This window comes from Paraburkholderia sp. JHI2823 (genome assembly GCF_038900695.1).
GTDB classification, from domain to species: Bacteria; Pseudomonadota; Gammaproteobacteria; order Burkholderiales; family Burkholderiaceae; genus Paraburkholderia; species Paraburkholderia mimosarum.
Genome location: NZ_JAYMRY010000008.1, coordinates 77,128 through 92,254 on the forward strand (window position 1 = coordinate 77,128; position 15,127 = coordinate 92,254).

Sequence of the window (15,127 nt, forward strand, 5' to 3'; positions counted from 1 at the left end):
CGCGTCAAGCTAACCGGACGGACAAGCGAGGCGAACGCAAACGGGAACGAGAAGCGCGAGGACCGAGCGATACCTGGCGCGAGGGATGCCGCGACGCTTACAAATGGCTTGGGGTTGGGTGCGGTTGCGCCCTGGCGACTAGAGGAATTCCCCGTGGGCCCATCTTTTGTGACAAATTGGACATGAAAAGCTGCTACTGTTCATTTTTTTGTTGATCAAGGGGCGTCCCGGTTGAAGGGAACCGGCGAGCGCATCGGTCACTCAAGCACAGGCGAGCCGGCCCACTAGCCGTACGTCGAGGACGAATAGCCGCGCGTCTGCCGCCGGCTCCGATATGACACCCATGAGAAGAAATCGTATGGCTTTGCGTCGCGTCGCGACGGCGCTGCTCGTGAGCGGGCTCATTACGGCGCAACTCGCGTATGCGCAGGTCACGCTCAATTTCGTCAACGCCGACATCGATCAGGTGGCGAAGGCGATCGGCGCCGCCACCGGCAAAACGATCATCGTCGATCCCCGCGTGAAGGGGCAGCTCAATCTCGTCTCCGAGAACCCGGTCCCGGAGGACCAGGCGCTCAAGACGCTGCAGTCGGCGCTGCGCATGCAAGGCTTCGCGCTCGTGCAGGATCACGGCGTGCTCAAGGTCGTGCCGGAGGCGGACGCCAAGCTCCAGGGCGTGCCTACGTACGTCGGCAACGCGCCCACCGCGCGCGGCGATCAGGTGGTTACCCAGGTCTTTACGCTCAGGCACGAGTCGGCCAACAACCTGCTGCCCGTGTTGCGTCCGCTCATCTCGCCGAACAACACCATTGCCGCCTACCCGTCCAACAACACGCTCATCGTGACCGATTACGCGGACAACGTACGCCGTATCGCCTCGATCATCGCGGGTGTGGACTCGGCTGCGGGCCAGCAGGTGCAGGTGGTGCCGCTGCACAACGCCAACGCGCTCGACATCGCGCCGCAAATCGCGAAGATGCTCGATCCGGGCGCGATCGGCGCCTCGGACCCGTCGCTGAAGGTTTCGGTCATCGCCGACCCGCGCACGAACTCGCTGATGCTGCGCGCGTCGAACACGCAGCGCCTCGCCTCCGCGGTGCAGCTCTCGAAGCAGCTCGATGCGCCCACCAGCATGCCGGGCAATATCCACGTCGTGCCGCTGCGCAACGCCGACGCGACGCAGCTCGCCAAGACCCTGCGCGGCATGCTGGGCAAAGGCGGCAACGAGACGCCGTCGTCTTCGTCGCCGGGCAATGCGGGCGGCTTCAACCAGACCAGCAGCGGCGGCGGCCTGTCGACGGGCACATCCGGCACGCCGCCGTTGCCGAACTCGCTGGGCGGCAGTTCGTCGATGGGCAGTTCGTCGCTGGGCAGTTCGATGTCGGGCGGCGGCGCATACGGCGGCGGCGGCAGCAACGAAGCGCAGTACTTTGGCAGCGAAAAGGACAAGGGTGAGGAGAACCAGCCGGGCGGCATGATCCAGGCGGACGCGGCCACGAACTCGCTGATCGTCACGGCGCCGGACGCGGTGTACCGCAATCTGCGTAGCGTGATCAACCAGCTCGATGCGCGCCGCGCACAGGTCTACATCGAAGCGCTGATCGTCGAGCTGAATTCGAACACGAACGCCAACCTCGGCATTCAGTGGCAGGTCGCAAACGGTAATCTTTACGCGAATACCAATCTCGCCACCGGCAGCGGCAACAGCATCATCAACCTGACGGCGGCCGCGGCAGCCGATGCCGCTTCCGGCGGCCTCGCGAGCGCGCTCGGGGCGTCCAATCTCCAGCAGGGCCTCAACGTCGGCTGGATCAAGAACATCTTCGGAGTCCGGGGTCTCGGCGCGCTACTGCAAGCGCTCTCGCAATCAGCAGACGCCAATGTGCTGTCCACGCCTAACCTCATCACGCTCGACAACCAGGAGGCGAAAATCGTCGTCGGTACGAACGTGCCGATCCAGACGGGGTCGTATTCCAATCTCACGAGCGGCACGACGAGCACGGCGTTCAACACTTTCGATCGTGTGGACGTGGGTCTGACGCTGCACATCAAGCCGCAGATCACCGACGGCGGCATCCTGAAGCTGCAGCTCTACACGGAAGACTCGGCGATCGTGAACGGCACGACGAACTCGGTGACCAATCCGGCCGGCCCGGAGTTCACCAAGCGTTCGATCCAGTCGACGGTGCTGGCCGACAACGGCGAGATCATCGTTCTCGGCGGCCTGATGCAGGACAACTACCAGACCAGCAACAGCAAGGTGCCGCTGCTCGGCGACATCCCGTGGATCGGCCAGCTGTTCCGTTCCGAAAACAAGACGCGCGCGAAGACGAACCTGATGGTGTTTCTGCGTCCGGTGATCATCAACGATCGCGACACCGCGCAAGCCGTGACGGCGAACCGCTACGACTACATCCAGGGCGTGACGGGCGCTTACCGGTCCGACAACAACCTGATCAAGGATAAGGACGACCCGGTCGTGCCGCCAATGCCGGTCGGCCCGAGCCAGGGCGGCTCGGTGCTGAACCTGTTCGATCTCGACCAGATGCGGCGTCAGCAGGCGCTCGGCGTGCCGCCCGCGACGACTCCGGCTCCGGCCGGCGCCACGCAAGTGCAGCCGGCGCCTGTTCAGCAGCCTGCCGAACCTGTCCAAACGGCGCCCGTGGAGCAGCCGGCCACGACCACGAGGGTGCAGCCGTGAGCACGCCTCACGCGCACGGCGGCGGGAGCGGCACCGAGCGCGAGCCGCCCTCGCCGCTCGCCGCCCGCCTCCTGCCGTACGGCTTCGCGCGCAGCGGCCAGATTCTCGTCGCCCAGCAGCACGCGGAAGGCCTCGAAGTGTGGATCAGCGAGCGCACGTCGCAGGCCGCCATCGCCGAGGTCGCCCGCAACTTCGGCGCGTTCGCGCTCGTGCGCGTGAACGCCGACGAACTCGCGCAGGCCATCAACCAGGCGTACGCGCGCCAGGACGGCAGCGCCGCGCAGGTGGTCGGCGAAGTGGAAGGCGAAGTCGATCTTTCGCGCCTCATGCAGGACATTCCCGAGGTGGAGGACCTGCTGGAGTCGGAAGACGACGCGCCGATCATCCGCATGATCAATGCGCTGCTCACGCAGGCCGCGCGCGAGCAGGCGTCGGACATCCACATCGAGCCGTTCGAGAACGCATCCGTGGTGCGTTTTCGCGTGGACGGCACGCTGCGCGACGTCGTGCGTCCGAAAAAGGCGCTGCACGGCGCGCTCATTTCGCGTATCAAGATCATGGCGCAGCTCGACATCGCCGAGAAACGCCTGCCCCAGGACGGCCGCATCACGCTGCGCGTGGGCGGGCGGCCCGTGGACGTGCGCGTCTCCACGCTGCCCACGGGGCACGGCGAGCGCGCGGTGCTGCGTCTGCTCGAAAAGGACGCGCAGCGGCTGAACCTCGAGGCGCTGGGCATGGCCGGCGACACGCTGCGCAAGTTCGATCAGCTGATCGCGAAGCCGCACGGCATCGTGCTGGTCACGGGGCCCACGGGTTCGGGCAAGACGACCACGCTCTACGCGTCGATGTCGCGGCTCGAAACCGCCACGACCAACATCATGACCGTGGAAGACCCGATCGAGTACGACCTCTCGGGCATTGGCCAGACCCAGGTGAACGAGCGTATCGGCATGACGTTTGCGCGTGCCTTGCGTTCTATCCTGCGTCAGGACCCGGACATCATCATGATCGGTGAAATCCGCGACCTCGAAACCGCGCAGATCGCCGTGCAGGCCTCGCTCACTGGCCATCTCGTGCTCGCCACGCTGCACACCAACGACGCTGCGTCGGCCGTCACGCGTCTCACCGATATGGGCGTCGAGCCGTATCTGCTCGCTTCGTCCCTGCTCGGTGTGCTCGCGCAGCGCCTCGTGCGCCAGCTCTGCCCGTTCTGCAAGGAAGAACGCGTGGAAGACGACGGCAGGAAGCGCTGGCATCCGGTGGGCTGCGACCGTTGCAGCCATTCGGGCTACGCCGGGCGGCGCGGCGTGTACGAGCTGCTGCTCATCGACGAGCCGATCCGCGCGCTCATTCACCGCAATGCCGCCGATGCGGAGATTTTCCAGGCCGCCCGCGCGCAGGGCATGCGCACGCTGCGCGAGGACGGCGAACGCTGGCTCGACGCGGGCACGACTTCGCTCGAAGAAGTGCTGCGAGTGACGGGCGGCGCATGATGAACCGCCAGATGGACCGTCAATAAAAGCGAGGGCAATCAGCACCATGCCGGCATTTCGCTTCGAAGCCATCGACCCCACGGGCAAGGCGCAAAAGGGTGTCCTCGACGCGGACAGCGCGCGCGGCGCGCGCGCACTGCTGCGCGGCCAGGGCCTCACGCCGCTCGTGGTCGAACCGGCTGCGAGCCGCACGCGCGGCGCGCGCCAGCAGCGTCTCGCGCTCGGGCGCAAGCTTTCGCAGCGGGAGCAGGCCATCCTCACGCGCCAGCTCGCGAGTTTGCTGGTGGCGGGCCTGCCGCTCGGCGAGGCGCTTGCCGTGCTGACCGAGCAGGCCGAGCGCGACTACATCCGCGAACTGATGGCGGCGATTCGCGCCGAGGTGCTGGGCGGCCATTCGCTCGCCAGCGCGCTCGAGCAGCATCCGCGCGACTTTCCCGATATCTATCGCGCGCTCGTGGCCGCGGGCGAACACACCGGCAAGCTCGGCATCGTGCTTTCGCGTCTGGCCGACTACATCGAGCAGCGCAATGCGCTCAAGCAGAAGATCGTGCTCGCCTTCACGTACCCGACGATCGTGACGATCATCGCGTTCGGCATCGTCACGTTCCTGCTCAGCTACGTGGTGCCGCAGGTCGTGAACGTGTTCGCCAGCACGAAGCAGCAGTTGCCTCTGCTCACCATCGTGATGATGGCGCTCTCGGCATTCGTGCGTCAGTGGTGGTGGGCGGTGCTGATCGTCGTGGCACTGGTTTCGTGGATCGTGCGCGGCATCCTGCGCCGGCCCGGCCCGCGCCTCTCGTTCGACCGCTGGCTGCTCACGGCTCCGCTCGCGGGCAAGCTCGTGCGCGGCTACAACACCGTGCGCTTCGCGAGCACGCTCGGCATCCTGAGCGCGGCCGGCGTGCCGATCCTGCGCGCGCTGCAGGCGGCCGGCGAAACGCTCTCGAACAAGGCCATGCGCACGAACATCGACGACGCCATCGTGCGCGTGCGCGAAGGCACGTCGCTTTCGCGCGCGCTCGGCAACACGAAGACGTTTCCGCCCGTGCTCGTGCACCTGATCCGCTCGGGCGAGGCGACGGGCGACGTGACGACCATGCTGGACCGCGCCGCCGAAGGCGAAGCGCGCGAACTCGAGCGGCGCACGATGTTTCTCACGAGCCTGCTGGAGCCGCTCCTGATCCTGGCGATGGGCGGGGTGGTGCTCGTGATCGTGCTCGCGGTGATGCTGCCGATCATCGAGCTGAACAACCTCGTGCAATAAGTCGTGCAATGAGGCTCGCGCGCACGAGGCGCGGCGCGGGTGAGACTCAGCGCACGTAGATGGTGGGACCGGCGGCGTTGGGCGGCAGGAAGATTTCCGAGTGCACGCCGTGACGGTCGATGACGATCGAGCGGGCGCGCACTTCGAAGAGTTTGGAGTTCTGGTCGATCGGGCCGCCGAGCGAGATGGCCTTCGGCGGTTCGCCGCCCACGCTCACGATGGCCGCGGCGCCCTGCGCGAGCGCGAGGATGCCGAAGAGGTGAACGTCCTGCACGGGGTTGCGCTCGAGCTTGCCGCCGAACAGCGTGCCGGCCTGGTCGACCGACACCGGCGCTCGCGCAGCGGCCGCCTGCACCGGCGCCGCGCGGTTCGTGGCGAGCGTGACTGCCCACCACGTGGCCGTAGCGCAGAACACCGCGAAGGCGGCGAGGGAAAGGAGGCGGATTTGCAGTGGGCTCATGCGCCCATTGTACGAAGGTTTATGTATTTTTTGATGTGCGCGTTTGCCATGCCTGCAAGGCGTCGGAAAGGCGTCATCGCGTGACATTACAATGAACCGTCATGCGTGCAAGGGCCGGCCGGAGAGAACGGCGGGCGGCATCGCAGGCGCAACGAAAGCGCGGGGCACAGGCGTGCTTCGCAACCCAATCTAGCGAGGGAGGAAGTCACTCATGTCCATGTGGGCCAAACGCCGTGGCGAAATTCAACTGATCCGCGCGCGCCGCCAACGCGGCTTCACGCTCATCGAAATCATGGTCGTGATCGCGATCCTCGGCATCCTGGCCGCGCTGATCGTGCCGAAGATCATGAGCCGTCCCGATGAAGCCCGCCGCGTCGCCGCACACCAGGACATCGGCACGATCATGCAGGCAATGAAGCTCTACCGCCTCGACAACGGCCGCTACCCGACCCAGGACCAGGGGCTCCAGGCGCTCGTGCAAAAGCCGACCACGGAACCGGTGCCGAACAACTGGAAGGAAGGCGGCTATCTGGAGCGCCTGCCCAATGACCCGTGGGGCAACCCGTACCAGTACCTGAATCCGGGCGTGCACGGCGAGGTCGACGTGTTCAGCTACGGCGCCGACGGCAAGCCCGGCGGCGAAGGCAACGACGCCGACATCGGTTCCTGGCAGTAAGTCGTCCAACCGCGCGACATTCATGCAAGCACCCCGCCCTTCCCCTTGCCGGGACCGCCGATTGCCACGCGCTTCGCGCGTGGGCGGCCGCTCGCCCGTGGCGGGCTTCACGTTGCTCGAAATGCTCGTGGTGCTGCTGATCGCGGGGTTGCTCATCTCGCTCGCCTCGCTCACGCTCACGCGCAATCCGCGCACCGATTTGAACGAAGAGGCGCAGCGGCTCGCGCTCCTGTTCGAATCGGCGGGCGACGAGGCACAGGTGCGCGCGCGCCCCATCGCATGGCAGCCGCAGGCGGGCGGGTTTCGTTTCGATGTTCGCACCGAGGACGGCTGGCGCCCGCTGCGCGACGATCTGCTCGGACCGCGCCAGTGGGAAGGTGGCGTGACCGGCGTGGCGATCACCTACCCGGGCGGCGACGACGACACGAACGCCAACCGGCTGATTTTCGGCACCGAGGCCGTCGATGTGCCGGTGCAGGTGACGCTTTTCTCGCCAGCCGGCCGCGCGACGATCGTCGGCACCGGCACCGGCCGCTTCGAGGTGCGCTGAGATGCGGCTCTCGATGGGTGAGCAAACGCGCGCGGTCAAGCGTAATTGCAGCGTGAGTTCGGTCGGTACGCGCGGTTTCACCATGATCGAAGTGCTGGTTGCGCTCGCAATCATCGCGATTGCGCTGGCCGCTTCGCTGCGCGCCGTGGGCAGCCTCGCCGCGAGCGAGGCCGACCTGCACGACCGCCTGCTCGCCGGCTGGAGCGCGGACAACGTGCTTGCGCAATTGCGCCTCGCGCATGCGTGGCCCGAGGTGGGCGAGCGCAGCTTCGACTGCTCGCAGGGCAACTTGCGGCTCACCTGCACGCAGCGTGTCGGGAACACGCCCAACCCCGTCTTTCGCAGCGTCGAGGTGTCGGTGACGACGCCCGGGCGCTCCGGCAATCTCGCGCAACTCGTCACGGTGCTCGCCAATGAGACGAACCGCTCGTTGTGACGGCGTCGTCTCGCCGGCGCGCGGCTTCACGCTGATCGAGTTGCTCGTGGCGATCGCCATCATGGCCGTCGTGGCGATTCTCTCGTGGCGCGGACTCGACGAAATCGTGCGCGGGCGCGAGACCATCACGCGTTCGATGGCCGAGGAGCGCGTGTTCGCGCAAATGTTCGACCAGATGCGCATCGACTTGCGCGAAGCCGTCTCCGACGACGAAGCGGGCGGCATCGCCATTTCGCTCGATGGCGGCGCGCTCCAGATCGTGCGCGCGTTCGCCGTGCCGCCGGGCGCCGCGCCGCGCCTGCAGGTGGTGCGATACCGCGTGTCGGGCGGCCAGGTGGTCCGCTATGGATCGCCGCCGCTCGCCAATTTCGGGGAACTGCGGCGTGCCTCGCGCGGCGGCGAGGGCGACAACTGGAGCGCGCTGCCGATGATGCGCGGCGTGGACCTCATCAGCGCGCGCCTTTTCGTGCCGAAGACGGGCTGGACTTCGAACATGGAGGACGTGCGCTCGCAGGTGAACGGCGACAACGACAGTCTCAAGGTGCCGCAACTCGGCAACGCACCGCTGCCGCGCGCGGTAACGGGCGTGCAGGTCAGCGTAAGTTCGCGCTCGCTCGAGCAGCCGGTGATCCGCGTGTTCCTGGTGGGGGAATGACGTTGCGCGCACAACGAACTTCCTTCGTCCGAACCACGAGATCCATGCGATCCATGCGTTCCACGCGCGCACGGCGCGGCGCGGCGATCATCAGCGCACTGCTCGTCGTGGCGCTCTCGGCGATTCTCGTCTCGGGCATGTTGTGGCGTCAGCAAGTGCAGTTGCGACGCATCGAGAATCAGCGGCTGCTCGCGCAGGGGCAATGGATCGCGCGCGCCTCGCTCGACTGGACGCGCCTCGTGCTGCGCTCCGAAGCGGATACGACGGCGGGCATCACCTATCTGGGCGGCACGTGGGGCGTGCCGCTCGCAAAAACGCGGCTGTCCGACTTCCTCGGCCAGATCGGCGAGGCGCACGCGGAACAGGGCGCGGATACCTGGATCTCGGGCTCGATCGAAGATGCCCAGGCGCGCTTCAACCTGCGCGATCTCGTGGCGACCAGCGCGCCGGGCTCGCTGCAAGTGAACCTCGCGCAGATCGAGGCGTTCGCGCGCCTCTTGCAGATCCTCGGCCTCAACTCGCAGCTCGCGAAGAACACCGCGCTGTATCTGCGCTCGGGCCTCGCGTATTCGGCGACGCGCTTCCAGGCGCAACCGACTGCGATGAACAGCGGCTCGCAAACCCCGCCGCTCGCGGCGGGCGGCGGTTCGGCGGGCGGCGGCAACTACACCGACAACCCGGGCCTCGCGGATGCCGAGAGCAACAGCGGCGTCGCGCCGCTCCTGATGACGAGCGTCGATTCGCTGCTCGACGTCCCCGGCTTCACGCCCGACGTCGTGGCGCGGCTGCGTCCCTTCGTGACCGTCCTGCCCACCGTGACGCCCGTGAACATGAACACGGCGAGCGCCGAGGTGATCGCCTCCGTCGTCACGGGCTTGAGTCTCTCGAACGCGCAGGCGCTCGTCGCGCACCGCCAGAACGTGTTTTTCCGCAATGTGGCCGACGTCCAGCTCGCGCTCCAGGGTGCCGGCGTGAAGGAGGTTTCGGTCGACACGACACAGATCGACGTCAACACGAGCTATTTTCTCGTGCATGGGCGCGTGCTGCACGAGCGCGCCGAGGTGGACCGCACGACGCTCGTGTGGCGCGACCCGCTCACCCATACGACGCGCGTCGTGCGCGTTCGCGACGAACCATGAATCCGTCCCCGACCAACATCGAAAAGAGGTGCGTTTGAGCACGCTGATCGTTCTCATGCCGTCCCGCGACCCGGCCGTCCATTCGCAGGAATGGCAACTGCCGGAGTTGCCGTTCGTGCTGCTCGACAAGGCCGGCAACACGCAGCGCGCGGGCCGCTCGGCGCTTGGGCTGCTGCCCAAGGCCTCGGCCACCATCCTGCTGATTGCCGCGCGCGACCTGCTCACGCTCGCCGCCACCGTGCCGCCGCTCAAGGGGCCGCGGCTGCGCCAGGCGTTGCCGAACGTGGTCGAGGATCATCTGATCCAGGATCCGCAGACCTGCCATCTCGCGCTCGATCCGAGGCGCCTCGCCGACGGCCGTCAGGTCGTGGCGGCCATCGATCGCGGCTGGTTCCGCTTTCTCCTCGAAGGCTTCACCGCCGCGGGGCATCGGAATCTGCGCGCCGTGCCGGTGGCGCGCTGCCTGCCGGTCGCGCAAACGGAGCCCGCGCCCGAGTTGGCTGAGCCTGTGCAGCCGACCGTATCGTCGGTATCGACAGATCGGGGCACAGCGGCCGATGCCGCCGATGTGTCGAGCGCCACCACCCCGCCCGCGCTCGAACCCGTGAGCGCCTGCGTGCTCGGCCACGTCGTCTCGACGGCGCCCCCGCTGCTGCCCGGCGCTGCGCCCGAACTGGCGGCCGCCACGACGCAGACGGCGCTCGAACTCGCGATCGTGCGCGGGGCGCTCGCCGAGGGCTTCGCGGTGCCCGCCGCGAGTGTCGCCGCGACCGTCGCGGCGCTTGCCGGCGGGGCGCCCGTCACGGGCTATGTGCTCACCAACGTGCCGGGCGAGCCCGCGAGCGCGGCCGCACGCGCTGCGTTGTCGGCCGCGCTGCCCGGTGCGCAACCGCTTTCGTTCGAGGCGCTCGCGCGCCGCGCGCTCGTCTGCCGCTTCGATCTGTGCCAGTTCGAGTTCGCATCGGAGCCGTGGCGGCTCGACCGCGCGACACTGCGCCGTTTGCGCGTGCCCATCGCGCTCGTGGTGGCGTCGCTTGCCGTGGCCGTCGTCGGCGCGAATATCCAGTGGCTCATGATGGCGCGCCAGCGCGACGCCATCAGCGCGCAGATGACCGAGCTGCTCCTGAACGCATTTCCGAAGACGACCGTCGTGCTCGACCCCGCCGGCCAGATGTCGCGCCAGTTGCAGCAATTGCGGCTCGCCGCCGGCGAGCCCTCGCCCGACGACTTCCTGGCGCTCTCCGACCGTCTCGCGCGCTCGCTCGGCCCGGTGCCCGCGAACGGCATCGCGGCGCTCGACTATCACGACCGGCGTCTGGACGTGACCTTCAAGCCCGGCGTCAACGTCGATGCCGATCTCGCCAGGCGCCTCGCGCAGAACGGCCTCGCGGGAACGATGGACGCCAGCACGGGCAAATGGACCATCAGGAGCGCATCGTGAAGACAACGGCAGTGAGCGGCGCATGGGCCGAGGCCTGGACCAACTTCTGGGAAGCGCGCACGACGCGCGAAAAGACGCTGCTGACGTGGGGCGGCGCGGTGCTTGCGCTGGCGATCGGCTGGTCGGTGCTGTGGCAGCCCGCCGCCGACGGCCGCGCGCGCCTGCGTCAGAGCCTGCCCGGCATGCAGCGCGAACTCGCGCAGATGACCGCCGAGGCCGACGAGGCGCGCTCGCTTGCGGGTGCGGCGGCGAGCGTGGCGCCGGGCGGCCAGGCGCTCAAGGACGCGATCACGGCCTCGCTCGCCGATCACGCGCTCGCGGGCGCGCAGGTTCAGCTGATCGGCACGACGGTGCAGATCCAGATGAAGAATGCGTCGTTTCCCGCATGGGCCGCGTGGCTCGACGACGTGCGCAAGCAGTTCAAGGTCCAGGTGGTCGAGGCGCACATCACCGCGCTCAAGGCCGATGGCCAGGTCGATCTCACGGCCTCGCTGCAACCGGCGAACACGCACTGAGAAGCGCGCACTGATCGAAGCGAAAGAGAGCATTAGATGAACTACTGGATGCGGCGCCTGCGCGCCGCGTTGCCCTGGCTGCTGGTGGGCGTGCTGTCGAGCGGCGTGGTGCTGCTTGCGCGCTTGCCTGCCGCCTGGATTGCGCCGCAGTTCGCGCGGGCGACCCAGGGGCACGTGAATCTCGTCGATCCCGAAGGCTCGCTCTGGCACGGGTCCGCGACGCTGATGCTCGCCGCGGGCCGTGACGCGAGCGGCGCGACGCTGTTGCCGGGGCGCATCGTCTGGCGCACGGCGTTCTGGCCGCTATTCGTCGCGCGCGTGCGCATGGAGATGCTGCAGACCGAGGCCATGCCCGAGGCCGTGACCGTCGAGGCATCGCCGCGCGGCGCGAACTTGAGCGCGGGCGCCATTGCCGTGCCGGCCTCGCTGCTCGCGGGCCTCGGCGCGCCCTTCAACACGCTCGATCTGGGCGGCAACGTGCGGCTCGAGTGGAGCCCGTGGCGCATGTTCGGCACGGACGCGTTCGGACGCCTGACCGTGTCGCTCGCGGACATGAGTTCGCGCGTTTCGCTCGTGAAGCCGCTCGGCTCGTATCAGGTGGTGCTGCAGGCGCAGGGGGCCGCTTCGACGCTCGATCTCTCGACGTTAAAAGGACCGCTGACGCTCACGGGGCACGGCACGTTCTCGCGTGCGTCGGTGTCGTTTCAAGGCACCGCGAGTGCGGCACCGGATCAGCGCGACAACCTCGCGGGCCTCTTGAACCTGCTGGGCCGGCCGGTTTCGCCGGGAACCGTCGCGCTGACGTTCGTGCGCTGACGCCCATGGTGTAAGCGCGCTGGTTCGAGCGGGTGCTCAGGCGCTGCCGCGTCACTGCGGTTGGGCACCCGCCGTAGCCGTAGTCGTGATCGCAGCCGTTGGCGCGGAAGCTGCCGAAATGGCGGCCGGCGCGGCCACGCTGCCGGTTTCGCGATCCATCTGCGAGGCGTCCCAGCCGCCGCCCAGCGCCTTAACGAGCCCAACCGACGACACCATGCGCTGCCCGCCGATGCTCACGAGCTTCTGCTGCGCCGTGAAGGCCGTGGCCTGAGCGGAAAGCACGTTCTGGAAATCGGTGGTGCCGGCCTTGTACTCGTTGGTCACGATCGCGAGCGCGTGCTGGGCCGAGTCCACGGCCTGCTGCTGCACGACGATCTCCTGCCCGAGAATGCGCTGCGAGGCGAGGTTGTCCTCGACGTCCTGGAACGCGGCCAGCACGGTTTGCCGGTAGGCGGCGACCTGCTGGTCGTAGGCGGCGCGCGCCGCTTCGGTCTGCGCCTTGCGCAGGCCGGCGTCGAAGAGCGTGCCGGCGAGTGATGGCCCGAGCGTCCAGAAACGCGAAGGCATCTGCAGCAACTGCGACATCACCGAGCTTTCGAAGCCGCCGCTCGCGGAAAGCGTGAGCGTCGGGAAGAACGCCGCAATGGCGACGCCGATCTGCTCGTTGGCAGACGCCGCCTTGCGCTCCGCCGAGGCGATGTCGGGCCGACGCTCGAGCAGCGCCGAAGGCATCGTGACCGGTACCGCGGGCGGCGTGGCCGTCAGTGGCGAAGGCGGGATCGAGAACGTGGAGGCCGGCTGGCCGACCAGCACGGCGATCGCGTGCTCGTCCTGGGCGCGCGCGACGCCGTTCTCGATCGCGGCAGCCTGGGCGGACTGCAGCTGGGTTTGCGCCTGGATGACGTCGGCGCGGCCCGCCACGCCCTGTGCATACTGATTCCGCGTGAGCTGCAGCGACTTCTGGTAAGCGACGACCGTGTCGTCGAGCAGCTTTTGTTGCGCGTCGAGCGAGCGCAGCGTGAAGTAGGTCTGCGCGAGCGTCGCCTGGGCGGACAGGCGCGCATTCGCGAGATCGGCGGCGGCGCTCTGCTGGCTGGCTTCCTGCGAACCGACGGTGCGGCTCACTTTGCCCCAAAGGTCGGGCTCCCAGGTGGCGTCGAGTCCGAGATTGACGCTGTTCGTGATGTTGCCGCTCGACAGACCGCCGCTCGACTTCGACGTGCGCGTGGGCGTGTACGAGCGCGTGCCCGAGAACGAACCGCTGATCACCGGGAAGTACGCCGCCCGGGCCTCGCCCACGAGCGCTCGCGCCTGGCGATAGGCGGCGGCGTATTGGGCGACCGTCTGGTTGCTGGTGTTGAGCTGATCCATCAGCGCGTCGAGCTGCGCGTCATCGTAGATGAGCCACCAGGCACCACGATCGGCGGTATCGGCCGGCTGCGCGACTTTCCAGCCTTCGGGCGCTTCCTTGTACGAAGCCGGGACGGCGGCGGCCGGCCGGTGATAGTCGGGGCCGACGGCGCAGCCGGTCAACTGGAAGCTCAGCGCGGCGGCGGCGCACAGCAGCGCAAGCGTGGAAAGTGGGGTGGGCGCGCGGCGCGCCCCGAAGGACGCGACGGGGCGGACGAAACGGCAAGGCATGCAAGGATTCCTGTCGATGCAACCGGCGCCCGGTCAGCCGGGGCGCATGGTGTTGTCGCGTTGCGGCAATGGTAGCGCAGGCATTGCGTACCAGGCGGAATCCGAAAGCTTACGCGGTGGAAGGGTTGACGAGTGTTACGGTGTGGCGCGCGCAGGTTACGCGTCGTTACGGCGGCGCCTCGGCGCGCGGCAGGCGGGCTGTCCGCCACCGCATACGGACGAGGCCGGTGCGACCGTGGGCGTAGCCGGGATGATCGCTTCCGTCGGCCCCGGCTCGTTGCCTGCACGCCGGCGCTGCGCCCAAACCACCGCCACCAGGGCCAGCGAACCGCCCGGCAGGGCGAACATGGCGGCATACAACGCGAGCTTGCGCCAGCGCGACGACGCGCCGGTCTTCGCGAATGCAAGACGGGCGGTATCAGTGACGGTGCGGCCAATGCCGCCAAGCGCGTTGATTAGATGAGACATGGTGGATGCGGTGAAACCGGCGAAGGTGAGGCGCAGTGAAACGGGAAGCGCGCGAGTGCTTGCCTGTCATAATATTGACTATGCAATCAAATCGCCACATACTTCGCACCGCATCCATGGATCTGTTGTTTTCTTGCGCAATGCAGCAGCGGACGTTTGTGCCAGCTCCCTTGCCATTTATCTGCCTGAGCAGGAAACAGCCGCTATAATGCGTCCGATTTTCTAATGCAGCCAAGCGAACTGCCATGAGCGACGGTCCTTTCGTTTCGGCCGGGCCAAGCATCGAACCCAGTCTCGGCTATTTCCTCTCGACGGCGCGTAACGTGCTGGCCGGGCGGATCGATCGAGCCGTCTCGCCGCTCGGGCTGACTTCCTCGCAGATCGGCGTGATCCTCCTGCTGTGGTTCGAGCGCGCGAAGACGCCCAACGAGATGTCGCGGATGCTCTCCTACGACACCGGCTCCATGACGCGCATGCTCGACCGGCTCGCGAAGAAGGGCTTTCTCGTGCGCCAGCGCAGCCAGTCGGACCGGCGCGTGGTGGAACTCGCGCTGACCGGGCAGGGGCGCGAAGCAGCGCAGCAACTCCCCGCGCTGGTCGCCGCGGTGATGACCGAGCAGTTGCGAGGCTTCGCGCCGGAGGAGGTCGCGACGCTCATCGGTCTGTTGCAGCGCTTCATCGCCAATGACGGCACGACCACGCCCCTCTGCGGGCCAGCCGAAGGGGTGGGAATGTCGATGCAGCCGCCCCCGCATGGCGACGTCGACTGAGGACGAGGGCGAACCGAAGTACACGCGCGGCGCCGCATCATTGTGCCGCTCTTCGAATGGATAACTGTCTGGGCAGAAAGTGCACGGACATGTAACGGCAGG

15 protein-coding genes are annotated in these 15,127 nt (G+C 67.7%); 12 read left to right on the forward strand and 3 right to left on the reverse strand.

Annotated elements, in window-relative coordinates:
• The first annotated feature begins 358 nt into the window (after positions 1 to 358).
• From gspD to gspF, 3 genes are read left to right on the forward strand one after another with little or no spacing between them, the layout of a single operon-like run.
• Complete coding sequence (gene gspD / locus VSR34_RS11665) at positions 359 to 2,701, forward strand: type II secretion system secretin GspD (RefSeq protein ID WP_342962540.1); 2,343 nt, start codon at positions 359 to 361, stop codon at positions 2,699 to 2,701.
• Complete coding sequence (gene gspE / locus VSR34_RS11670) at positions 2,698 to 4,194, forward strand: type II secretion system ATPase GspE (protein ID WP_028211971.1); 1,497 nt, start codon at positions 2,698 to 2,700, stop codon at positions 4,192 to 4,194. The genes gspD and gspE overlap by 4 nt, the downstream gene beginning before the upstream one ends.
• Positions 4,195 to 4,240: 46 nt before the next feature.
• Positions 4,241 to 5,458 carry a type II secretion system inner membrane protein GspF gene (gene gspF, locus VSR34_RS11675; RefSeq protein WP_028211970.1) on the forward strand — a complete coding sequence of 406 codons (1,218 nt, stop codon included), beginning with the start codon at positions 4,241 to 4,243 and terminating at the stop codon, positions 5,456 to 5,458.
• A 46-nt stretch (positions 5,459 to 5,504) separates the two neighbouring features.
• Here the strand turns inward: gspF and VSR34_RS11680 are convergent, their stop codons facing one another.
• Positions 5,505 to 5,918 (reverse strand): hypothetical protein, encoded by a 414-nt coding sequence (locus VSR34_RS11680; RefSeq protein WP_028211969.1) that lies wholly within the window; start codon positions 5,916 to 5,918, stop codon positions 5,505 to 5,507.
• Positions 5,919 to 6,129: 211 nt separating this feature from the next.
• Here VSR34_RS11680 and gspG point away from each other — a divergent pair, with 211 nt between their 5' ends.
• The 8 genes from gspG to VSR34_RS11720 are packed head-to-tail and all read left to right on the forward strand — an operon-like array spanning position 6,130 to position 12,146.
• Positions 6,130 to 6,594 carry a type II secretion system major pseudopilin GspG gene (gene gspG / locus VSR34_RS11685; protein ID WP_036018958.1) on the forward strand — a complete coding sequence of 155 codons (465 nt, stop codon included), beginning with the start codon at positions 6,130 to 6,132 and terminating at the stop codon, positions 6,592 to 6,594.
• 22 nt (positions 6,595 to 6,616) lie between these two features.
• Positions 6,617 to 7,144, forward strand: a complete 528-nt coding sequence (locus tag VSR34_RS11690; RefSeq protein ID WP_028211967.1) for a GspH/FimT family pseudopilin — start codon at positions 6,617 to 6,619, stop codon at positions 7,142 to 7,144.
• A gap of 13 nt (positions 7,145 to 7,157) precedes the next feature.
• The gene (gene gspI / locus VSR34_RS11695; RefSeq protein ID WP_342962601.1) at positions 7,158 to 7,580 is read left to right on the forward strand and encodes a type II secretion system minor pseudopilin GspI; all 423 of its coding nucleotides are present in this window, start codon (positions 7,158 to 7,160) and stop codon (positions 7,578 to 7,580) included.
• Positions 7,558 to 8,235: a prepilin-type N-terminal cleavage/methylation domain-containing protein gene (locus VSR34_RS11700; RefSeq protein ID WP_028211965.1), complete on the forward strand. Its 678-nt coding sequence runs from the start codon at positions 7,558 to 7,560 to the stop codon at positions 8,233 to 8,235. The genes gspI and VSR34_RS11700 overlap by 23 nt, the downstream gene beginning before the upstream one ends.
• 44 nt (positions 8,236 to 8,279) lie before the next feature.
• Positions 8,280 to 9,374, forward strand: a complete 1,095-nt coding sequence (gene gspK, locus VSR34_RS11705) for a type II secretion system minor pseudopilin GspK (protein WP_342962541.1) — start codon at positions 8,280 to 8,282, stop codon at positions 9,372 to 9,374.
• Between the two features lie 34 nt (positions 9,375 to 9,408).
• A complete protein-coding gene (gene gspL, locus VSR34_RS11710) occupies positions 9,409 to 10,815 on the forward strand; it encodes a type II secretion system protein GspL (protein ID WP_342962542.1) in 1,407 nt (468 codons plus the stop codon).
• Positions 10,791 to 11,330, forward strand: coding sequence for a type II secretion system protein M (locus VSR34_RS11715; protein ID WP_042288704.1), 540 nt, complete (start codon positions 10,791 to 10,793; stop codon positions 11,328 to 11,330). The genes gspL and VSR34_RS11715 overlap by 25 nt, the downstream gene beginning before the upstream one ends.
• Before the next feature lie 36 nt (positions 11,331 to 11,366).
• Positions 11,367 to 12,146, forward strand: coding sequence for a type II secretion system protein N (locus VSR34_RS11720; protein ID WP_028211961.1), 780 nt, complete (start codon positions 11,367 to 11,369; stop codon positions 12,144 to 12,146).
• 51 nt (positions 12,147 to 12,197) lie between these two features.
• On the opposite strand, the gene VSR34_RS11725 is transcribed toward VSR34_RS11720, so the two are convergent.
• Complete coding sequence (locus VSR34_RS11725; protein WP_342962543.1) at positions 12,198 to 13,787, reverse strand: efflux transporter outer membrane subunit; 1,590 nt, start codon at positions 13,785 to 13,787, stop codon at positions 12,198 to 12,200.
• Between the two features lie 156 nt (positions 13,788 to 13,943).
• A complete protein-coding gene (locus VSR34_RS11730; RefSeq protein WP_342962544.1) occupies positions 13,944 to 14,255 on the reverse strand; it encodes a hypothetical protein in 312 nt (103 codons plus the stop codon).
• Between the two features lie 245 nt (positions 14,256 to 14,500).
• Between VSR34_RS11730 and VSR34_RS11735 the strand changes: the two genes are divergently transcribed.
• The gene (locus VSR34_RS11735; RefSeq protein WP_342962545.1) at positions 14,501 to 15,025 is read left to right on the forward strand and encodes a MarR family transcriptional regulator; all 525 of its coding nucleotides are present in this window, start codon (positions 14,501 to 14,503) and stop codon (positions 15,023 to 15,025) included.
• The last annotated feature ends 102 nt before the right edge of the window (positions 15,026 to 15,127 follow it).